At 51.9% G+C, this 20,972-nt stretch carries 15 protein-coding genes; 9 read left to right on the plus strand and 6 right to left on the minus strand.

What is annotated here, in order from left to right; genetic code table 11:
• Nucleotides 1-42: 42 nt before the first annotated feature.
• From ABD949_RS12045 to ABD949_RS12055, 3 genes are all read left to right on the plus strand, one after another.
• Entirely contained in the window at nt 43-693 is a 651-nt protein-coding gene (locus ABD949_RS12045) for a Rossmann-fold NAD(P)-binding domain-containing protein (RefSeq protein ID WP_345243767.1), read from the plus strand.
• 4 nt (nt 694-697) lie between these two features.
• Nucleotides 698-1,720 carry a hypothetical protein gene (locus ABD949_RS12050; RefSeq protein ID WP_345243769.1) on the plus strand — a complete coding sequence of 341 codons (1,023 nt, stop codon included), beginning with the start codon at nt 698-700 and terminating at the stop codon, nt 1,718-1,720.
• A 96-nt stretch (nt 1,721-1,816) separates the two neighbouring features.
• The gene (locus tag ABD949_RS12055) at nt 1,817-2,509 is read left to right on the plus strand and encodes a porin family protein (protein ID WP_345243770.1); all 693 of its coding nucleotides are present in this window, start codon (nt 1,817-1,819) and stop codon (nt 2,507-2,509) included.
• Between the two features lie 294 nt (nt 2,510-2,803).
• Here the strand turns inward: ABD949_RS12055 and ABD949_RS12060 are convergent, their stop codons facing one another.
• Entirely contained in the window at nt 2,804-5,287 is a 2,484-nt protein-coding gene (locus tag ABD949_RS12060; RefSeq protein WP_425576750.1) for a glutaminase family protein, read from the minus strand.
• 60 nt (nt 5,288-5,347) lie between these two features.
• Nucleotides 5,348-6,571 (minus strand): DUF6786 family protein, encoded by a 1,224-nt coding sequence (locus tag ABD949_RS12065; protein ID WP_345243773.1) that lies wholly within the window; start codon nt 6,569-6,571, stop codon nt 5,348-5,350.
• Nucleotides 6,572-6,656: 85 nt separating this feature from the next.
• Between ABD949_RS12065 and ABD949_RS12070 the strand changes: the two genes are divergently transcribed.
• The 3 genes from ABD949_RS12070 to ABD949_RS12080 all read left to right on the plus strand — a co-directional run bounded on the left by ABD949_RS12070 (nt 6,657) and on the right by ABD949_RS12080 (nt 8,846).
• Complete coding sequence (locus tag ABD949_RS12070) at nt 6,657-7,103, plus strand: GNAT family N-acetyltransferase (RefSeq protein ID WP_345243774.1); 447 nt, start codon at nt 6,657-6,659, stop codon at nt 7,101-7,103.
• Nucleotides 7,104-7,338: 235 nt separating this feature from the next.
• The gene (locus tag ABD949_RS12075) at nt 7,339-8,247 is read left to right on the plus strand and encodes a DUF6588 family protein (protein ID WP_345243776.1); all 909 of its coding nucleotides are present in this window, start codon (nt 7,339-7,341) and stop codon (nt 8,245-8,247) included.
• Nucleotides 8,244-8,846 (plus strand): hypothetical protein, encoded by a 603-nt coding sequence (locus ABD949_RS12080; RefSeq protein ID WP_345243778.1) that lies wholly within the window; start codon nt 8,244-8,246, stop codon nt 8,844-8,846. The genes ABD949_RS12075 and ABD949_RS12080 overlap by 4 nt, the downstream gene beginning before the upstream one ends.
• Nucleotides 8,847-8,862: 16 nt before the next feature.
• On the opposite strand, the gene ABD949_RS12085 is transcribed toward ABD949_RS12080, so the two are convergent.
• The 4 genes from ABD949_RS12085 to ABD949_RS12100 form a co-directional block, all read right to left on the minus strand.
• Nucleotides 8,863-13,611: a two-component regulator propeller domain-containing protein gene (locus tag ABD949_RS12085; RefSeq protein ID WP_345243780.1), complete on the minus strand. Its 4,749-nt coding sequence runs from the start codon at nt 13,609-13,611 to the stop codon at nt 8,863-8,865.
• A gap of 133 nt (nt 13,612-13,744) precedes the next feature.
• On the minus strand, nt 13,745-14,485 hold the full coding sequence (locus ABD949_RS12090; RefSeq protein ID WP_345243782.1) for a hypothetical protein: 741 nt from the start codon (nt 14,483-14,485) through the stop codon (nt 13,745-13,747).
• 172 nt (nt 14,486-14,657) lie between these two features.
• Nucleotides 14,658-16,151, minus strand: a complete 1,494-nt coding sequence (locus tag ABD949_RS12095) for an amidase (protein ID WP_345243784.1) — start codon at nt 16,149-16,151, stop codon at nt 14,658-14,660.
• A 17-nt stretch (nt 16,152-16,168) separates the two neighbouring features.
• Nucleotides 16,169-18,067 (minus strand): ATP-binding protein, encoded by a 1,899-nt coding sequence (locus ABD949_RS12100; RefSeq protein ID WP_345243786.1) that lies wholly within the window; start codon nt 18,065-18,067, stop codon nt 16,169-16,171.
• 524 nt (nt 18,068-18,591) lie between these two features.
• On the opposite strand from ABD949_RS12100, the gene ABD949_RS12105 reads away from it, so the two are divergent.
• The 3 genes from ABD949_RS12105 to ABD949_RS12115 all read left to right on the plus strand — a co-directional run bounded on the left by ABD949_RS12105 (nt 18,592) and on the right by ABD949_RS12115 (nt 20,971).
• Nucleotides 18,592-19,497, plus strand: a complete 906-nt coding sequence (locus ABD949_RS12105) for a dioxygenase family protein (RefSeq protein WP_345243788.1) — start codon at nt 18,592-18,594, stop codon at nt 19,495-19,497.
• Between the two features lie 15 nt (nt 19,498-19,512).
• Nucleotides 19,513-19,806, plus strand: a complete 294-nt coding sequence (locus tag ABD949_RS12110) for an alpha/beta hydrolase family protein (protein WP_345243790.1) — start codon at nt 19,513-19,515, stop codon at nt 19,804-19,806.
• Nucleotides 19,807-19,876: 70 nt separating this feature from the next.
• Nucleotides 19,877-20,971: a serine hydrolase domain-containing protein gene (locus ABD949_RS12115; protein WP_345243791.1), complete on the plus strand. Its 1,095-nt coding sequence runs from the start codon at nt 19,877-19,879 to the stop codon at nt 20,969-20,971.
• The last annotated feature ends 1 nt before the right edge of the window (nt 20,972 follow it).

Here is a 20,972-nt window from a genome sequence, read left to right on the forward strand (position 1 = left end):
TTTGCTTATCGCGCATAAATTAGCAAAAATTCCTGCCCACGTATGACCTCCCCCACCACAAAAACTGCCTTAATTGTCGGCGCAACGGGCCTGATCGGTGACCTGCTGACACACCGGCTGGTTGACTCGACCGTATACGAAAAAGTAAAAGTCCTGGTACGCAAACCCTTAGGCTGGCAGCACCCGCGGCTACAGGAAGTCGCCTACGATTTCGAGCATCCCAATGGGCTGCTGGTGCAGGCCGACGATATATTCTGCTGTCTGGGTACGACCATGGCCAAAGCCGGCTCCAAAGAAGCATTCCGTAAAGTAGATTATCAGTATCCGATGGATGTGGCCCGGCTGGGGCTCGCCAACGGAGCCCGGCAGTACCTGATCGTAACCGCCATGGGAGCCGACCTGAATTCCCGTTTTTTCTACAACCGCGTCAAAGGCGAAGTAGAGCGGGACCTGGCGGCTTTACACTACCCGACGCTGCTCATCTTCCGACCGTCGCTCCTGCTGGGCAATCGTTCGGAGTCTCGGTTGGGTGAGACGCTGGCAGCCGGGTTTATGCGGGTTGCCGCCCCGCTGATTCCGGCGAAATACCGGGGCATCGACGGCCAGAAAGTGGCTAATACCATGTTTACCACCGCCCAGCAGGGACTGACCGGCCGGCATGTCTTCGAGTCGGACGCGCTCCAGCGCTATTAACGATATGCCCGTTATCACAAAAAAAAAGCTGGTTTACCGCATTAGCGAGCCCTTACGCGAATACCTCGTGCAATACAGCCGCGAACAGGCCCTGCCCATCCAGTACGCTGACCTGCTCCGCTATAATGATTCCATAAACCTTTACGACGTCAAAGGCCAGGATACCCTTTGGGAAACGGTATTTTATACGGCTTCGGAATCGGACGACATTCACCTGGCGCTGAAAGCTACGTATGCTCACCTGAAGGCCGACGGTGATCTATCCATCACCAACCACCTGACTATCGACCGGGTCGATCTGTGCAGTTATGGCAATACCAAACCGTTCCGGGTACGCATCCGGAACTTGGTCAACGACAACTTCGACTATTTCTACATCAAAAACGCCGATGCCTCACGGGTATACGGCCTCGAACTGGAGCATATCCTGTCGCCGAACCGCATCAGCTACCTCACCAGCGGCCAGAGCCTGATTGAAGAGCACATTGCCGGCATTCCGGGCGATATGTTTTTCATGATTCATATCCATGATCCTAACCTGAACCCGATCCGCCTGTGCAAAGAATTCATCAAATTTAACGAGCGCTGCTTCGTACGGCTGCTCGGCGATATGCACTCCAGCAATTTTGTGGTGGACATTACGCCAGACTTTGATGAGGTATATTACCGCATCCGGGCCATCGACTTCGACCAGCAGTCGTACGAGGGGCGCAAATCGGTCTATATGCCGCAGTACTACAAACAGAACCTGCCCATCATAGAACTGGGTATGAAATATATGACGCCGGAGAGCGTGCGGCAGTATCAGATTGAAGAACGGTCGCTGATTGCCGGACGGCTTCGCGTGGAAACCGCCCGGATCAGCGATCTGATGCAGGCGATGCGTATTGATCAAATCTCGTTACCCGATAATGTGGAGCAGTTGAAGCACGCCCTCATGCGCCATTACCATCACACCGACTTCCTCCGCTGCCGGACCATGGGCGATCTGGTCTGGAAAAGCTTGGAAATGGTGCAGATGCATTGATTCGGTCGACCGTGAATATTTCCTACTTTTTACTAAATGGTCATAAGAAGATCTCTATTGCTGCTTAACTTAGAATAGTTTCCAAACTATTATATCATGATGCCCTTAAAGTACTTATTTCCTCTTCTAATTTTTCTAATTTCGATGTCTTCTTTACAAACTAAGGCTCAGAATCGTATTGGACTGAGATCTGGAATAAACTGGTCACAAAAGCGGTATCTCCATACTTCAATTCAAAAAGATATAATAGGTGAGCAAGTTCCTTTTGTTATGGGATGGAACATTGGAATACCGTTGGAATTTAGATTATCGAAACACTTTGCTCTTCAACCTGAAGCTACGCTTGTCTCTAAAAGTTTTCAAACCAACGGCCAAACTTTTAGTATTGCTCCTCCCCACGAAAATATTAGTTATTACTTACTCACAGTTAGGCGTACTAGTTTAGAAGTCCCTATTCTGCTCAAATACTACATTTCCAACTCTTCCAGAGGGCTCTATATACTGGCAGGACCCTCATTGGAGTGGTTCTTACGTCAAAAGGACCAGTATCTGACCTTTCCCATTCCACCAGGAGATAATATTTATCAAGTGTTCAAAACCTCAAATATTTTTGACCGTTTCAAAATTGGTTATGGATTTGGTCTCGGCTTTACCGAGCAATTAGGTACTACACCTATTTTTGGAGAGATACGGTATCAAACAAGCTGGATTGATCCTAGTCGCCAACACAGATATGATTCCAATACTAGTTTTACAGTCTCCATAGGGGTTATGCTACCAACTTTGTAAGCGGGTACAAGCCAGTTTAGCTACCGTCTTTCCCACTGAGGTTATCTTTTTTATTCTCTATTAGGCAGTTACATAAGTAGAGTAATGAGCTTCTCGTAACTATAAAGCTTCGATAGGAGCGTAGCCACCAAGCGGCTAATTACGTTCCTGTCGAAGCTTTATAGTTACGAGACTTACCTGAACTGCCGATCTAGAGGCACTAAAAAAGTTGGCACGAATTTCTGATACATGTTCCACAGCTTAACCACCTCAAGGTAAAGCCTGTAGTGAACCACTTATAAATCTTTAGTTCTCTTACTTCTTAAGCCTCCCCTCCAGCATCTTGATGAAGTATCCACCGACAACGGACCGGGCGCGGAACCCGACGTGTTTGCCGTTGGTGGTTTCGTGCCAGTCGCTGAGAGGAATACGGTCGGGGCTTTCGTTCACAAAACGGTATACGGGTTGGATAAACGCGTCAAAGTCGGCCGGACGGTCAGCGAGAGTAGCGGTCCATACAATCCAATCCGACTTGGTGTAGGTTTTGCGGCTGTCCAGCGGCAGGCCGTAGGGCTGCTGTTTGGTGAGGTAATACTGCACTTCTTTCTGCGCCACTTCTTTCGGGAAGATATTAAGCCCGAGCAGTTTATCCCAGACCAGGTTATACTTCTGACTCCACGAGTCTTTTTTGTCGAAGGTAAGGGCGTAATGGTCTCCATCCTGTGCCATATCCATCCACTGTCGGGCCATACTCCGGGCCACTTTGGTATACTCGTCAGCCACGGCCTTCTGACCGAGCATGCCGGCCAGTTTACCGTACGACGCAATGCCCATGATGGCTTTTACCGACAAGTTGGCGTTGCGGGCAAGGTGACCGGCAAAGTCGTCGGTGCAGAGCTGGTTGGCCGGGTCGAAGCCTTCTTTTTTCAGGTACTCCACCCAGGTAGTCAGTGTAGGCCAATGCTGGCGGGCGTAGTCGGGCTTGCCCTCAATGGCTGCTATAGCAGCCGTCAGGATTAGCATGTTGCCGCACTCTTCTACCGGCATATCTTCGCCGTAGGTCTGGCCGTTGGCGATCGGGTAAGTACCTACGTCGTGGGCCGCAAACGGTTTGGTCCACTTGCCGCTTTCTGAATAATAAAAGATCGGCTCCAGCATACCTTTCAGCAGCGTGGGATTGTACAAGAGGAACATTGGAGCCGATGGATACGTCACATCCACCGTACCGATGGAGCCGTTACTAAAGTTCTCTTTGGAGAAGAACAACGGAGTACCTTTCGGATCGGCAACCAGTTTATGAGCTGCAATGGCCTGGCGGTAAGCTAACACGCAGAGGTCGGCGTAAGCATTACCCCCTGCTTTCTGCGCATCGCTGTAAAGTTGTTTGTCAAACGCATCGCAACGGGACCGCAGCGCTGTGTATTCTGATTCAGCCGCCTGCAAAGCCTGTTCGATTGTTTTCTTGCCATCACGTCGCCACCAGGCATTCAGCGGCTGCTGAAAGTATTCTACGGATTTCACATCATCATACCCTACCAGCCAGTGCCGCTCAACAGCCTGCGCGGCTACCTGACCCAGATCAAATGTGGTAGCCAGCACCAGCAGACTGTCCGTTACGGGCCGGGGCATCCGGCTATCATCGGCCCCCGAAACGGTACCCTGCCGGCCGAACTGCGCCAGCGTCGATGTCAATGATCCCATACGGTTGTCAATACCGGCGGCTTTGGGTGTAGCGACGTACAGATGCCCCCAGTCAATGCGAACGTTATCGCCTTTCCGACCCAGTACTTTTTGATCGCTGGTGCCCACACGCATGAAGTTGAGGTTACCGGTTTGGCCCCGGTTCCAGGCCACCGTCTGGTCAGTCGAATTCACGGCCAGTTCAGCCGAAGCGCTGGTATAGAGCTGAACGCTATGCCGCTTGCCGTCTTTAGACCGGGCTTTATACGTGACGTATTGCACCGGACGCGACAGCACATCCAGGTTATCCATCAGCAGGGGAGCCAGAAACGTTACCGTGAGTTCAACGCCGTTGGCATCAAAGGTATACTCCGACTGCGTAGCGGTCAATCGGCGACCCGTCTGGGTGGCAGCGGGTATGTTCAGGTCGTATTCCTGCACCAGCCCCACATCCACAAACCCTTGTCCGCTAAAGTTCTGGCTATGCACGGCAATCACGTTCGGGCCCGGTTTCAGCAGTTCAGATACCTTCCGGTTGGTAGCGGCCATTTCGTAATCGGCCGCGACACCGGCTACGCCCGCTACCCGGACACCGTTGATGAATACCTCGTAATTATCATTGTAAATGGCTTTGACCAACAGTTTACCGTCGGGCACTTTGTCCAGCGTCACCGTCCGGCGCAGCCAGATTTCTTCGGTCTTCCACGGCGTTTTGTCGGTATTGCGGGTTCCGAAGGTTCCCTCCCCGATCTGCCAGGTACTGTCGTCGAAGCCGGGCTGCGCCCAGTTATCCGAGACCGGTTTTGTGGTCAGGTACTTAGCCTGGTAGCGGGCTTGCTGAGTGGTCGGTACAATAGTGCCACCCGCAAACGTGGGGTTGCCCATAAAGCGGAAAGTCTGACCATCAACGCGTACCAGACCGTTCAGTTGGTGCGTCCGACCGGTCCAATGGCGGGTTGGTTCACCGGTCAACTGCTCACCATACGACCAGATGCTGGTGTAGGGATCAATGGTGATCAGCGGTGTTGCCGGTGGGTTTAGCGCCTGCCTGGATTGCGCTGCTCCGGGACTCTGGCTCCCCAGGGTTACTGATGCAAAAATCCACGCAGCTTTAATCATAAGCCGCTTCGCTGCCTTTACTCGGGTGTGCATTGGGTATTCGGTTAGAGAACAGGTAAATTATTGAGAAAATACTTGCTGGATTGCCGGCAGCGACGCGCCCAGCAGCCGCTGTGCAATCGGAGCCAGCTGAGCTTCACTGCCCTGAATATGCATGGTCGTGTGGGTATGGATAAGTCGATTGCCGGGGGCTAAAGCAGCGGCCGGTGAGGAGGTTTCCAGTTCGTAAAACTGGCCCATCTGCGGTTGTCCGGGTTTCATGGGGCCATCGTTATAGGAATTGACGACATCGCCCCCATACGGGTTTTTCTGCTGCTCCCACATAGAGTTGACATACTGCCGGTTAGCGGGATCAAAGGTATACGTTACCAGTGTCAGTGTCTGGGTAGCCGGATCATAGCTGCCCAGCCAGTTTTTGGCACCATCGGGCGACACGCCGATCTTGCTGCGCAGTTTAGCGTCGGCTTTGAAATACGCCACCGTGTCTTTCAGCACCAGCCGGTCCACGGGCACCTTACCAAAGTAGCTATCGTTGATGACTGCTCCTGATCCTTTCCGGAACGGCACGATCACCGTCGTACGCGGAGACGCATTGAACATGCCCAGAATCCAGACCGACAACAAACCCTTATCGGGTGTCCAGGCCTCCTGGCCGCGATTAATCAGGGTATTGTTGGATTGAACACCCACCATTTTTAACCCATCGGCGGACGGGATTTCCAGGAGTTGAGCCAATTCAGGACGGGACAACAGCCGGACTTCCCGCTCTAACCCAACGTTGAAAGCGGTACCGGCGTAATTGGTTAGCTGAAAATTGCGGGAGAACCTGGCCGAACGCTCATTGCTGGTCACCAGCGTAAACGGCTCCGAATCGATGGGCGCGGGGGTTTGCCAGTTGTCACCCGTAAATGCATCGCCTTTTTTGAAAAAGATGGCGTACTGGCCACCTTCCGGCCCCATCCAGAAGCGGTCTTCGCCCCCGAACGCGTTCATGTGCGGCAACAGTTTGCCGGAACGGATGAGGTCGTAGTTGATCCAGCCGTAGCTGGTCTTACCGTCGGCGGTGCTGGTCATGACCCGCCCCTGGTAAGCCGGGAGCACCAGCGCCTGCGCGTCGCCGTCACGCAGCACCACCACATCTTTATGGTGATTCTGCAGAAAGACCTGATCGTAGGCAAACGTGCCCACGGGTGGCCCGGCAACAGTCTGCTCGGTCTTGGTTTTTGACCGGCAGGCGGCCAGACCCAGCAGCAGTGCGGAGCCGGCAATTAGTACTTTTTTCATGGTCGGGTTCAGGATTCGTCGGAAAATCCCGAAATTAACCACACTTTAGCCATATCCCGAAAATCATCGCTATCTTTCTTTGGTCATGAATCCGATTGTCAGCATCCGACCTGCCAAAAGCCAGGATGTGGATATTATCTATGAGTTTATCTGCACGCTGGAAGAAACCGAGCTGGACTATACTCAATTCCGCTCTATCTTTCTGCATAACCTGACCGACCCCCGCGTTCATTACCTGGTTGCCGAAGTGAAACACGAAGTTGTCGGCTTTGTCAGTTGTCACATCCAGTACCTGTTGCACCATGCCGGCAAAGTGGGCGAAATTCAGGAGCTGTATGTGCAGCCGGAATACCGGAATCAGCAGATAGGCACAAAACTGGTGGAGGCCCTGGAGCAGATCGTCATACGGGAGAAGGTGGTTAATCTGGAGGTAACTACCAATCAGAAACGTACAGACACCCATCGGTTCTACGAAGACCTGACCTTTGAGCCCTCCCATTACAAGTTTGTGAAAGGCATGCAGGAATCATAAGCCTTCAGCTAAACAGGTATCGAGATACGGTCCGTCTCGCGATAAATCTGCTCCGGCAGACCGGCAGACGAACGGGGCAATAATTTCCATAATCCGACGGAGACATCAACGTATTGAGCAGGTTCTGTGAGGAGTACAAAAATATACCTAAACAGGTATTGACTTTGGCGTACAAATCACTAAATTCCATATGTAATCCGCTCATTGTACGACACTTACATAACCGCCGGAAATCATGCGATACATTTATCAATTCAGTATACTTGCTGGATTACTATTACCGATACGGTATACGTATTCGCAGAAAATTAACGACTACCTGGACGCCTACCAGGGACCGAACAGAGAGGGGTATCTGCAACCCATGGCCGATCTGGTCATTTCAGGTTTCAACACGGGTCTTCAGCCGTCCGTCAGCATTGATAAACGTTTTTACGTTCGGCTCAACCTGACCGCCCTGGGCGTCATGCCCGTGACGTCGCAGAAGACGTTTACGGCGACCACCGAGGGGAACTTTACCCTTCAGCAGTCGGCAATAGCACCGACCATCGTTGGCGAGAACAGACCCGTTTCGGTGCAGGGTACCAGCGGACTGACCTACGTTTTTTCGGGCGGTTACGGTCTGAAGGCGCTGGCATGGGCGGTGCCGCAACTTAGCATCGGCGGCTTTTACGGCACCGAAATATCGGTCCGGCTACTGCCTTACGATTTTAAGGGTGATTTTGGCAAACTCAACATTGTGGGCGTTGGTGTCCGGCACGACGTAGGACAATATTTCCTGAAGAACTCCCCGCTGGTCCTCAACGTCGGGTACGCCTACAACAAATCGGACATCGGCAACTACGTCGCGCTACAGAGCCACTACGGGTACGTTCAGGCCGGTATTATGGGAAAAACGGCGGGCGCTTTTGTCTGGGCCGGCTATCTGGCTGGTACCTTCGACGTATCCTACACCTACACGGAAAATAATACGCCCCAACCGATAACCGCCAATCTTAAAGTCAAACAGCCATTTCTGGGAGGCATTGGTGCCCACGTGCAGTTGGGTTTCTTTTCGCTGGGAGCCGGCGTAGGCGGACCTGCTCCGCTAACGGGTTACGGCACGATTGGTTTCCGGTTTCAATCCAAAGCTAAACCATCATGAAAAATATAATCTCATGGTTGATGCTGTCCGGCATTCTGCTGCTGACGGGCTGTGAGAAGGAAAAACTGCGGTACCGATTTACGATTCACGACCGGAAGCCGCTGAGTTACGGTTTTAATGGTACAGGCGCGTTCAACGGAAGTGCCTCTTTCCGGGTAGACGATCTGGTAGACCAATTGAAGCGTTACGATAATCCCAAAATCGAAAAATACACGCTAAGGGCTGTCAGGGTGACGCTAACCTCCCTCAGTCAGGGCACGGGTTCCATCAGGCTAACGGGCCTGTACGGAAACGGTACAGTGGTCAATCCGTTTTTCGAGAACTTAGAGATCAGCCTGGACCAAAAAGGAAGTACCCTGGTCAATACTTATTTAAAGGAGGTTGGTGTCAAAGAACTAAGTCAGGCTATTGAAGCCTCCCTGCTCGCACCCACTCGTCCGCCTGTGTTGTTCCAGGTTCAGGGCACGACCATTCCGCAGAGCAGGCGGGTTGTCTTTACCATGAATCTGGACTTGGAATACGACCTGGTGTATACCCGTTGCATAGAAACCAACAGTGGATTAATCTTTTTAGATGATTCCGTCGGCTTCTGCGACTGACAGGGAATTGAACCAACTACCCTGCTAACCGATTGACAAATTCAGACGGCGTGTACTGGTAAAACTCTTTGAAGGCTCGGGAAAAATACTGCGGACTCTCAAAGCCCACCTGATAGGCCGTCTGCGCCACCGGGTAGCCCTGCCGCAACAACTCGGCTGCCCGTTTCAGCCGGTACTGCCGGATCACATCCCCGGCCGATAACTCGATCAGCGTTGTCAGCTTGCGGTGCAGCGTCCGCCGACTCATCGCCAGACCTTCGGCCAGTTGATCCACACCAAAGGTGGAGTCATCCAGGTGAGCGTCCAGCAAACCATACACCTGCTGCAGGAAAGGGTCCTGCACCGCTTCGGGCTGTAGTGGCTCCTCGACCGCCGAGAGCTGACCGGCGTAATACCGGCGCAGCTTCTGCTGATGGGCTACGATGTTGCGCACCCGCATCTGAAGCTCTCCTACATGGAAAGGCTTGGTCAGGTACTCGTCGGCTCCGTACTGAAAGCCTTCCAGGCGGCTCTCCTGCGAGGAGCGGGCCGTCAGCAGCACCACCGCCACATGGTTAGTGGCCGGGTGGGTCTTGAGCTGCCGGCAGAGCGCATAGCCATCCATGACCGGCATCATGATGTCACTGATGACCAGGTCGGGGATCTCCTGCTGGGCCAGTTGCCAGCCCTCCTCCCCGTTGGCGGCCGTGATGACCCGGAACTCGGCAGAGAGGGTCTGGGCCATAAACTCCCGCAGTTCGGTATTGTCCTCGGCCAGCAGTACCACCGGCTTACCCGGTTCGGTTAACGCGTTACTGGTTACTGGTTCATGGGGCAGTACCGGACTGCCATTCATCGGCTCTGGTGCGGTAACGGCGGCTGGTGCAGGCAATTCCTGAGCCGGCCGAACGGGCATAATCAGTTCTACCTGAGTACCCTGATTGACCTGGCTGCGGACGGTAATGGAGCCACCCAGCAGATCGGTGAGTTCTTTGACCAAAGCCAGCCCGATGCCGGTACCCTCGTAGGTGCGGGTGCGGGAATCGTCGGCCTGGTAGAAGCGGTCGAAGATGTGGGGCAGCTTATCAGGGGCTATCCCGATGCCCGTGTCGCTGATGGTTAGCCGGACACTGGTTTCTGTATCGGCTCGCAAACTGACCATAACCGTACCCTGCTCGGGGGTGAACTTAAGGGCGTTGGCCAGCAGATTACTGATAATGCGTTCCCACTTGCCGGCATCAAAGATGTAGTCACCGGGCAGGTCATCAACAGCAAACGTCAGGGTAAGCTGCCGTTGCAGGGCCATGGGCCGGAAGGTCTCGACAAGCTGGCCGACAAATTCGGATAGATTACCCTGTCTCTCAGAGACTGCCATTTTGCCCGCTTCCAGCTTGGAGAGATCCAGTAACTGATTAATCAGGTTCAGCAGTTGCTTCGCGTTGCGTTGGATCGTTGTCAGCAATCCCTGTTTGGCCGGGAGCGTTTCTCCTTCCAGGAGGGTTTCCGTCGGAGCCATGATGAGCGATAAGGGGGTGCGGAACTCATGGGTGATGTTGGAGAAGAAACGCGTCTTCAACTCATCCATCGCTCGCAACTGCTCGGCCTCCCGCCGTTTAAAGGCCATCTCCTGCTGCTGCCTGCCCTGCTCTACCCGATACCGGATGAAGGCCAGCACCAGCCCACCGAAAGCCAGGGCATACAAGGCATAGGCCCACCAGGTCTGCCACCAGGGCGGCAGCACCACCACCTGCACCGATACACCTTTCTGGTTCCACACCCCATCGGCATTGGCCGCCTTGACCCGGAACGTGTAGGTGCCCGGAGCCAGAGCCATATACCGCACCTGCCGGGCCGTACCCAGGGCTACCCAGTCTTTATCATAAGGCTCCAGCCGAACAGCATAGCGGCACTCAGCCGGGCGGGTGTAATGCAAAGCGGCAAAGTGGAAGGTGACATCGTTCTGGTCATGGGCCAGCGTCAGCTTCTCGGCAACGGAAATATGTTTCTGCAGGGGCTCATCGGGTCCTATAGTTGCTTTCTGGTTGAAGATGTCCACCTCGGTCAGCGCCAGCCGGGGCGGCTGCGGATCATCATAGCGTTGGTCAGGGGCCAGGGTGTTGATACCGTGTTCACCCAAAAAAAACAGGGAACCGTCTGCACTCCTGAAGGAGGGGTACCGGAAAATCATCCCGCTAAGCCCATTAGCAGTGGTGTAGGTGCGGAACTGCTGGGTTTTAGGATCAAAGCGGCAGATGCCGTTGTAGGTACTCAGCCATAGCTGCCCTCGCCCATCCGCCTGGATGCTCGTAATGCTGTTGTGGGAAAGACCATCGGCTGTCGTATATTGATTGACGACACCATTGTCAGGATTATGGCGAAAGAGGCCGTTCATATTATCGCCTAACCAAAGAATACCATTGGAGTCCTCGTGGACAGACCTAATACTCACCAGATTGTTTAGCGTGTCGCGATAATGGATAAACCGGCCGGTGCGCGGCTCGAATTGATTCAGACCATTATTGGTACCGATCCAGATACGCCCCTTTTTGTCCTGATGCAGCGCCTGGACAGACCAACTTGACAAACCGTTGTACATCCATCTTTTCTTTAATCGATTCAGGCTATCGGCTTCGGCAGGCGTAATGCGCACCAGTTGAATCCCCCAAAGCTCAGGATAATATGAAGTTGGCTCTGTAGCATAGCCGGTGGCGTTTTTTCCCATGCCCGGAAATATCCGGCTTTTGTAATGCAGGTAGTAGCTACCGGCCCGCAGATGAATGGCGTCAATCTGAATCCGTTTCCTCCGTCCCCCCATCCGGGTCTGTTTATAATTCAACTCCCAGATAACGCGACCAGTAGCGTCCTCCAGCCATCCGTGCTCATTCTTCACGGACGGATAGACAGCTCCCAGTGCCGAAATAGCTACATCAGATGGCTCTTTCAGGGAAAATGTCTGTATAATTTCCGGAGTGACCTCAGAGTGCCGGATCGATGCCAGTTGGCGAACGGGTACCTGAACAGAAGCCAGTAACCGAAACAGGGCCGGATGATACGTTGTATCAGCTTTACCGTAATACGTAAATTGCTTCGTCGTTGAGTTATAGTGATCTAATCCAGTGTTTGACCCAATCCATAAGGTGCTGTCACGGGCAGCCAGCAGCGCCGTGATAACATGGTAGTGCAACCGGTTCGACCTCATCGGATCCTGCTGAAAATGGGTGAAGGTTCCCCGCCGACGATCCATAAGGTACAATCCATTGGTCGTTGCTACCCAAAACTGCCCTCTGGCATCTTCGGTTAACGCCGTGACCCGATTTACACTGTTGATATTAATATGGGTAGCCAGATCAAGCCTGTACTGGATAATTTTTCCGGTTTTCCGGTCAAAACGGTCGAGCCCTCGGGTGGTACCAATCCAGAGTACCCCAGGCTCTGAGGGAGCTTCATAGACTACACTCACCGCCGAAGTAGGGCTATTCCCCTGATCCGTAGCCCGGCTGAGCAAGGGTGTAAAGCGTGTTATTCGGCTTTGCCGGTTTAACCCTGCAAGCTGAAACCCAACGGTCGAAGCCCAGATCAGGCCAGACTTATCGACCAGAAATTTAGAAATTAACTCTCCAATTAATCCCCCCGGATAACCGGCATTCGTTTCATAGCGGGTAAACAGACCGGTCTGCGGATTGTATTCGTCCAGACCACCGACGGTCGTTGTGAACCAGATGTGTCCATTAGCTGTCTCCTCAATGGCATCAACCACCATATCGTGCGGGGTATGCTCATTGGCAGGCTCATATCGATGATGCGTGAAAATGCCAGTTCGGGGATCAAGTTGGTCGAGTCCCTTACGCGTTGATACCCAGAGGTAACCGGCACGGTCTTCATAAACCGTTCGCACCGAATCGCATAATAAACTGCGGTCGTCCCCCGGTACATGCCGGTAATGCGTGATAACCCGGTTGGCAACCGGATCTACCCGCAACAAACCATGCTTGAATGTAGGCACCCATAACGTACTCTTCCGGTCAAAGCGAGGATATTTAATGAATCGGAAGACAGAATCTGACGCAGCTATCCCCTTAGGAAAATAGGGTATAAAGCGATCGTGTGCCCGGTCATAGCGATGCAGGATCGCTTCCGCACCGTCTATTGTTGCAGTCCGGGTAACTACCCAAATGGTACCCAGGGCATCTTCCAGCAGGCAGTTTCTGATATGGCCTGTTGCCGACATGTACAGCACCTGATTATGCATCAGACTGTTGGGGTCGCCTTCCCGATGGCGGTAGTGTGTCCAGGTATCTGTGGTGGGCTCATATCGACTCAGTAACCGTTGCTCTTCGTCGGTATTCACGATGACTACCCAGATACTACCGTTTTTATCTTCATGAATAAATTGTACACTTTGGCGGGCAGCAATGGCGTCTTTCCCTTTGGGTGAATACGAAATAAAGCGTTGGGTTGACCGCTCAAAACGATATAGGCCGCCCCAACAACCTACCCAGATGTTGCCCTGGCGGTCTTCGTATAAACAGGTCACAATTCGCCCTTTCAAACTAAACGGATCACGGGGATTATTCTGAAAAACGGTCATGGTCACGCCATCGTAGCGGACCAGGCCATTTCGTGTTCCCAGCCACATAAAGCCCAGATGGTCCTGCAGGATCACATTAACGGAGTTGTCGGGCAGGCCGTCGGCGGTGGTGAGCTGCTCAAAATATACTCTAGGCTGCTGCCCAACGGCAGTGAGCCAAAAAGAGAGATACACCAGGAGAAAGGATAGCAGACGCATAAACGGCGAGAGGAAGAAGCTTCTATTTTTCTGATACCCAGTACACTACTTACAAGGTACTGATTGACAAAGAGAATTGCTAATGAACAGAGTAAGCGGTAGCCTGCTCCGTTCAGAAGGGCATTAATTTATCTTACTTGCGGGTTATGAGCTGCTGCGGAGCCGTCGGCCAGTCGGTGCCCATGAGCTGCACCAGAGCATCGCGTGAACCGTAGGAAAGTGTAACCGGCTGCTGGTACTGCCGGGTCGCGCTCTTCACCCGAATCTGGTACGTGCCCGCCGGCATGCCCGCCAGATTGATATGGTGGCGGCTAGCGGTCAGGTGGGTGATGTGTTCGTAAACGGCGGTGTGATCTTCTCCCAGCACCGTAATGGTCAATCGCTCCTGAGTCGGATTTACCAACACCAGATGCACGGAGGGTTTGGCGGCCTGGGTGTACCATTGCACTCGTCCCCCGGTCGCGTCCGGCGTATTCGTTACCTCCGGTTCAGCAGTAGCGGGTTTCGGGCGGCTGCGCCGGGTTACCGGTTCGGAGCAGGTAACAGGTATGCCGGAGACCGCAACGGCAGAAGCCACCAACTGATTGTCGACCAACCGGGCCAGCGTCTGATCCAGCCGGCGGGTATTGGCAGACGTGAGTTTAATGTACCGGTTGGGCATTGACTCCTGATACACCAGTTGGCTATCGCCATTGTAGAACCGGATCAGCGTACCCCGGATGGTATGATCGGTTTTAAGATTCCAGTACCCACGGGCGGGTTCGGCGGCTTGGGTGTAATACCCATTGTGCTGCGCCTGAGCGCTTACGGCACAGCCAATAAGGAACAATACACGGATGATAACCTGGTTTGAAAAAGAGGATAACGGTTTCATGATGGTGACCGGTTTATGTGGAAGGACTACCGGACAATATTCCTGAATTAGCCGCTAACGGATGTGTAATCCGGGGACAAAGACGTGTACTTTTGGGCCATCAGTGCTCCATCTGTATAAATCTCATCTATAGGATGCTCCAGCTCTCTGGAAAACACTGAGCATAATACCCTTATTTCAAACTTAGCAAGCCATTTGGATGCTGTTTATGCCAAATAGTGGCTTGCTGGTATTGATTGGCGACAGCCAGCACGATAGCTTCCCCAAAGCGCGGGCCAACAATTTGCAGACCAATGGGCAAGCCATCTGGCGAAAAGCCACAGGGGATGCTAATAGCCGGTAGACCAAGTCTGTTAAAAGGCGATAAGTACTCCAGGGAAAGCGCTGCTGAGCTTTTATCGGCACATTCAAAAATAGAAAGAGGAAGTGTCAGTAGTGTTGGCAACATCAACACATCAACATTCCGGAAAAGGCTGTTAGCCGAATGACGAAGTAGGGCTAACTCCTGATAACCCTGCATCAATTGAACCGGGGTAATGTCCTTGCCCCGACCAATCAGAGGTAATATTTTGGGATGGACGAGCGCACTCTGCTCTTGAACGATGGTGTTAAAAATTGCCCCCGACTCGGCAAAGAGCAGGTTAGAGAGATTCCGCGTGTTTGGCAGCACCGGTGCTGTCTGAATACTAGCCCCAAGACCACGATACACTGATACTGCTTCAGTAATCCGTTGCTGAACAATGTCCATAGTTTTCGTTTTATCCATTAACAGGCCAATCCGAAGGGCAGATTTCTTTTGATAAAGAAAAGCAGGATAATCAACCCTATTTGCTTCTGTACTGGCCGGATCAAGTGGATCAAAACCCACTGATACCTTGAGCATCAAAGCCGCATCCTGCGCCGTTCGGCAGATTAGTCCGACGTGGTCGAAGGAGTAGCTAAGCGGAAAAATACCCCGAACGCTGATTAAACCATAGGTAGGTTTAAGACCGGTAAGATTACAGATCGATGCAGGAATACGGACCGATCCGCCTGTATCGGTTCCAATTGCCGCGATACACATACCGGCGGCCAATGCGGCCGCCGATCCACCGGACGACCCACCAGCAATGTAGTCCGGATTCCAGGGATTATGCACGGGTCCGGTGAAGCCCGTCAGCGAGGTCGAACCATAGGCAAATTCTTCCATACAGGTCTTACCGATCAGTACTGCCCCGGCTTCTTTCAATCGACGAATTACCTCGGCATCTTCCGTTGGGATTCGATCTTTAAAGACAGCACTTCCTACCGTTGTCCGAATGCCTGCCGTATCGATATTATCCTTTATTCCAATCGGGATGCCATGCAAAGGTCCCTTATACTTGCCCTTCCTGATCTCGTCTTCCGCCTGTTTGGCCTGCGCCATTGCCTGTTCGTCCATTATGGTGATAAACGCATTGAGTTTGGGATTTAACAACTCAATCTGTTTTAAACAGGCCTGAGTTAGTTCCACAGGGGAGACTTTCCGGCGATGCACTAAGGTGGCGGCTTCGGCCAGGCTAAGAAACGCCAGGTCAGGTGGCGACGAATGGGCAAAGGAAGAAGGACCCATTAGCGAGAGGCCAACGGCAGCGGTGGTAGATTGACGGAGAAACTCGCGTCGGGAGGAGTAGAAAAAAGGCTTCATATAGACAGCTTTTCTTTTCAATCTCTAGGTAAGTACCTTCCCACGTAATAAGGCTCTCGTTCGGTTGGCAGACTGATGATAAACTCTGTAAACTCCCCTGTCTGTGATTCAACGGTCATAGCTCCACCATGCCCTTTGGTGACAATATCATAACTCAGCGACAGCCCCAATCCTGTACCCTGCCCTGTTGGCTTAGTGGTAAAGAAGGGTTGGTAGATTTTGGTGAGAATCTCAGGCGGTATACCCGTGCCGTTGTCCTTCACTCGCAGTTCCACCCGACCATTCTCCCGGTGCGTACTCACCTCAATCTGCGGTTGGTATCCAATTAACACCTGCTTTTGCTTTTCCTGAATGGCATAAAAGGCGTTGTTGTAGAGGTTAAACAGTACCCGACCCATATCCTGGGCCGCTATATTGACCTTACCTAGACCAGAATCCAGATTCAGTCGCAGGTCGGCGGTGAAACTGTCGTCTTTGGCTTTGAGATTTTGGTAAGCCAGCCGCAAGTACTCATCAGCAAGGGCGTTCAGATCAGCAGGTTCTTTCTGGCCACTACTGGCTTGGGAGTGTTGCAGCATGCCTTTGACAATGCTGTCGGCCCGTTTGCCGTGGTGGTTTACCTTTTCGAGGGTTTCTTTCAAGTCTTCGGCCAATTCCAGTGCATCGTCGGAGTGACCAGCCCGGACTTCATCGATCAACTCTCCGACTAGTTCGGTGCTGACCTCGGAAAGATTGTTGACGAAGTTCAACGGGTTCTGAATTTCGTGGGCGATACCCGCCGTTAGCTCCCCCAGACTGGCCATTTTCTCGCGTTGGATGAGTTGTTGCTGCGTGGTTTTCAACTCAGTGAGGGCGGTTTCGGCTTTAGCTCGCTGGTGATTAATTTCTTCTTTTTGCCGATGTAGCAGCCAATTGGCTTTTTGCTGCTGCCGATTGTTTCGATACAGAATAAAGGCAATGAGCAGTAACACGCCTAACCCCGCCAGCAACGCATATTGCCGGACCTGATTCTGATAGGCTATAGTCCGGGCTTCGATTTCGCGCTGACGTTCTTGTTCATCGGTGACCAGCTTTTGCAGTTCCTGAATCTTCTCGGCCCCATATAGGTCTTCATTAACCGATTTGGCAATTTTTACATACCTGTAAGCCTCCCTGATATTATCGCTGGATTCAAAGACTTCGGCTAACAAGTCGCTGGCCGTTAATACACCCTGGCTATAAGAAAGGCGCTGTGCCTCAGTCAGCGATGTTCTGGCGTAGTAAATGCAGGAATCCTGCCGGCCTGCCTCTCTGTAAAGTTGAGCCAGCTTCAAATCAACGTCAGCCAATGCCCGGCGGTCATGGTTCTGGATAGCTAATCGCCTGATTTTGTGAATGAGTTGAAAATCGGGCTGTTGATTTCCATACTGATTTTGGATATTAACATAAGTCGCCAGAACACCTAAACTTAAACGGGGTGACAGGGGGAATCGGGTGCTTTTTTGGTAGGCTAGCTGGCTATAATATAAGGAGGAATCTTTCTGCTCTAATTTAGAATAAAGTACAGCCAGATTCATGAATGTCGCGGCCAAACCTTCTTCGTTACGAATGGCCTCATATCTCTGTTTAGCCTGTCTGTAGTAAGCTAAAGCGTTAGCGTAATTCTTAATATCACGGTTGATGTTGGCAATGCGCATCAATGCAAACCCGGCATCCAGATCAAGATGATTATCCACGGCAATCTGTAACGATTTTAACTGAAGCTGGAGTGCCTTTGGTAAATCTCCACCTTGTCTCACCACAAGAGCGATTATCCCTAATGCTCTGGATTCTCCTTTTGCAAACTTTATTTTCTCAGCCAGCTTCAGTGCTTGCTGAGCATACTTCATAGACGTATCCGGATTGGCTATATAATAGTCAAAAGCAATGTCTGCCATAGTCAATATCCGACTAGTGTCTGGTTGGGGCTGCGTAAGCAGGCGTCTGAGACTGTCGGTTCGGGCGTTCTGAGCCGGAGCAACGAGAACAGGAAAGATCCACAAAAAGAAGAAAATCGGCAATCGTTTCATGAAGAATACAGCACCGGCAGTGGTGGGTCAAGGAAAGGATTCGTAGCAGCAGGGATAGATGCTGTCCGGCGACAATCCCCGTGTCACTAGCCGGCAGCCGTAGAGCAGGTAACCAACGCGTTACTGTCTTCTAATGTATACATTTTCAGGCAAATAAAGGCAGGCGCGTTTATTAATCGGCTACGGGTCGACTTATTTTCATTCTCCGTCATTAATTCGGGCCGAAACGTTACCATTTTGACCTGAATCACAACATAAAACTTTCATCTTCAGACAGTTGACTTGCATCAACTATTTTGTACATTGCTCTTAAAACTTGAATGTACCAATAGCATTTTTGAAATGCTTCCGGTATTGCTTCCTTATGTTTTCGAACCTTTACTCTTCATTTTATGCAACGCCGAACCTTTCTTCAAAACACCGCCCTGTGCGCCGTAGCGGTTAGCACTACCGGTTTTATCCATTTCAACGGACAGCGTTACGCCGGTGACTGCGAGACTACCACCGACATTCTTGGCCCTTTTTACCGACCCGGCGCTCCACTCCGTACCAACCTGCTCGTACCCGGCGCTCCTGGTCAGGAAGTTGTTTTGCGGGGAACCGTAAAGCACAAAGACTGTGTCACCCCTTACCAAGGTGCCAACGTGGAACTTTGGCACTGCGACGCCAATGGCCAATACGACAATGCGTCGCCCGACTTCCGCTACCGGGGCGCAACCGTCTGCGATGACCATGGAAGCTACGAGTTTCTCACCGTAATGCCGGTCCCCTACGACGATACCGGCAATGGCCAGTTCCGGCCCGCCCATTTTCATTTACTAATTTCGGCACCAGGGTATCAGAGCCTTGTTACCCAGCTCTACTTTACCGGTGATCCCTATCTGACTACGGATGTCTACGCAGCTTCGTCAAAGGCTAAACAACGGGTTCTGACCGTCAAACCAACGGCCAACAACCGAAAACTCGTATCGTTTGATGTGACTATGACCGAAAATCTACTGGCAGAACCCGCAGCTATCGACCGATTAGCAGGCACCTACCTTGATGAAAAAGATAGGAATCTGAAAACGGAATTCTTTAAACGCGACGGTCAGTTATGGCGTAAATCCGGACGTGTTGTTTACGGAATAAACTACGAGTACATCGGCAATAATACGTTTGCCCAAAGCGGCTTACCTCCCGGACTGATCCGCACCTATCTGTTTGAACCCCAGGCTGATGGTTCAGTAAAAGTAACCTCTACCAACATTGATGCGAAGGGTAATAAAGTAGTCACCGTTTCCTTCAAAAAACCATAATCCGATGAAATCTCAATGTCTGAAACTCACCGGCTTTTTATGGCTGATGGGTTTGATACCTATCAGGAAGCTTTCCCGTTGTATTATGTCACCAGTGATGATCCGCCGTTCCTGCTTATCCACGGCGATGCCGACGAGACGGTTCCGATCAAAAACTCCGAAGTCATGGAGCAGGCCCTTCGGAAAGCGGGTGTACCAGTTAAGCTGATCTCCGTTCCCGGTGGGAAGCATGGTCAGGAATTTCCTGGACCCACCTATTACATGCGGGAGATGCCACGCTGGTTCGACCAGTATTTGCTGAAAAAATAAGACACTAAACTTCAAGCAGTATAGAATAGGGTTTAAAATCACCTACTGCCCATTTCAAGCATTTACCATCATGCGACCGACTACCCTCATTCTGACGTGTATCAGCATTTTCATGCTTCAACCGCCAGCCATCGCTCAATCTCAACCTACGAATACCTACCCCGGAAACAGTTGGCAAAAAGCCGATAACAAAGCACTGGGCTGGTCGGACCAGAAACTACAGGACGCGGCTGCCTATGCGCAATCCCTGGGACCGGGTGGACTGATGGTCGTCGACGGTGGACGGGTTGTTATGGACTGTGGTGATACCGATTACCGGAGTAAAATTGCTTCGGTCCGTAAAAGCCTGCTGAGTGCGTTGTACGGGATTCACGTCAGGGCCGGCCGCATCGACTTGAATAACACCCTCGACCAGTTGGGCATCGACGACAATGCGCCTTCACTAAGTCCAACCGAAAAGCAGGCGACCATCCGGATGCTGCTACAGGCACGGTCGGGTATCTATCATAACTCGGTCGGTAATACGCCTTCAATGCAGGCCACAAGACCCGGGCGGGGGAGTCATTTACCTGGCACATTCTGGTATTATAATAACTGGGACTTCAACGCATTGGGCACCCTTTTTGAGCAGCAAACCCACACCAAAATCCCAGTTGCATTTCTTGAACAGATTGCCAGACCACTACAAATGCAGGATTTTACTATAGATGATTTTTATTATTCTCCAGGCGACGAATCTATTCATCCAGCCTATCATTTTCGGATGACCGTGCGCGACCTCGCTCGTTTTGGCTATCTCTACTTGCGAAAGGGGAAATGGCTGAACCTACAAATTATTCCCGCAGACTGGATTCTGGAAAGTACCCAACCCTATTCGGATGCGGGTGAAAGCGGTGGGTATGGATATCTGTGGTGGGTAGCCCAGAATGGTAAGCACTTTCCCGGTGTAACGCTGAAAGACGGGAGTTATAGTGCCTGGGGGGCTGGTGGTAAATTCATTGTGATCCTCCCTGACCGTGACCTGGTTGTGGTCTATTGCACTAACGTTGATTATCCCGACCATGCCGCTCAAATGGCTGCCGCCGATATTCCTAAAGGCGTAAACCGTTCCGAAATGGGTCATTTGCTGAACCTTATTTTTCAGGCAAAGCTAAAACAGTTTTGAA

The organism is Nibrella saemangeumensis, from assembly GCF_039541915.1.
GTDB classification, from domain to species: domain Bacteria; phylum Bacteroidota; class Bacteroidia; order Cytophagales; family Spirosomataceae; genus Nibrella; species Nibrella saemangeumensis.

Coding starts and splice junctions, on each gene's coding strand:
- ABD949_RS12045 (WP_345243767.1), top strand. CDS start 43: ATGACCTCCCCCACCACAAAAACTGCCTTAATTGTCGGCGCAACGGGC.
- ABD949_RS12050 (WP_345243769.1), top strand. CDS start 698: ATGCCCGTTATCACAAAAAAAAAGCTGGTTTACCGCATTAGCGAGCCC.
- ABD949_RS12055 (WP_345243770.1), top strand. CDS start 1,817: ATGATGCCCTTAAAGTACTTATTTCCTCTTCTAATTTTTCTAATTTCG.
- ABD949_RS12060 (WP_425576750.1), bottom strand. CDS start 5,287: ATGATTAAAGCTGCGTGGATTTTTGCATCAGTAACCCTGGGGAGCCAG.
- ABD949_RS12065 (WP_345243773.1), bottom strand. CDS start 6,571: ATGAAAAAAGTACTAATTGCCGGCTCCGCACTGCTGCTGGGTCTGGCC.
- ABD949_RS12070 (WP_345243774.1), top strand. CDS start 6,657: ATGAATCCGATTGTCAGCATCCGACCTGCCAAAAGCCAGGATGTGGAT.
- ABD949_RS12075 (WP_345243776.1), top strand. CDS start 7,339: ATGCGATACATTTATCAATTCAGTATACTTGCTGGATTACTATTACCG.
- ABD949_RS12080 (WP_345243778.1), top strand. CDS start 8,244: ATGAAAAATATAATCTCATGGTTGATGCTGTCCGGCATTCTGCTGCTG.
- ABD949_RS12085 (WP_345243780.1), bottom strand. CDS start 13,611: ATGCGTCTGCTATCCTTTCTCCTGGTGTATCTCTCTTTTTGGCTCACT.
- ABD949_RS12090 (WP_345243782.1), bottom strand. CDS start 14,485: ATGAAACCGTTATCCTCTTTTTCAAACCAGGTTATCATCCGTGTATTG.
- ABD949_RS12095 (WP_345243784.1), bottom strand. CDS start 16,151: ATGAAGCCTTTTTTCTACTCCTCCCGACGCGAGTTTCTCCGTCAATCT.
- ABD949_RS12100 (WP_345243786.1), bottom strand. CDS start 18,067: ATGGCAGACATTGCTTTTGACTATTATATAGCCAATCCGGATACGTCT.
- ABD949_RS12105 (WP_345243788.1), top strand. CDS start 18,592: ATGCAACGCCGAACCTTTCTTCAAAACACCGCCCTGTGCGCCGTAGCG.
- ABD949_RS12110 (WP_345243790.1), top strand. CDS start 19,513: ATGTCTGAAACTCACCGGCTTTTTATGGCTGATGGGTTTGATACCTAT.
- ABD949_RS12115 (WP_345243791.1), top strand. CDS start 19,877: ATGCGACCGACTACCCTCATTCTGACGTGTATCAGCATTTTCATGCTT.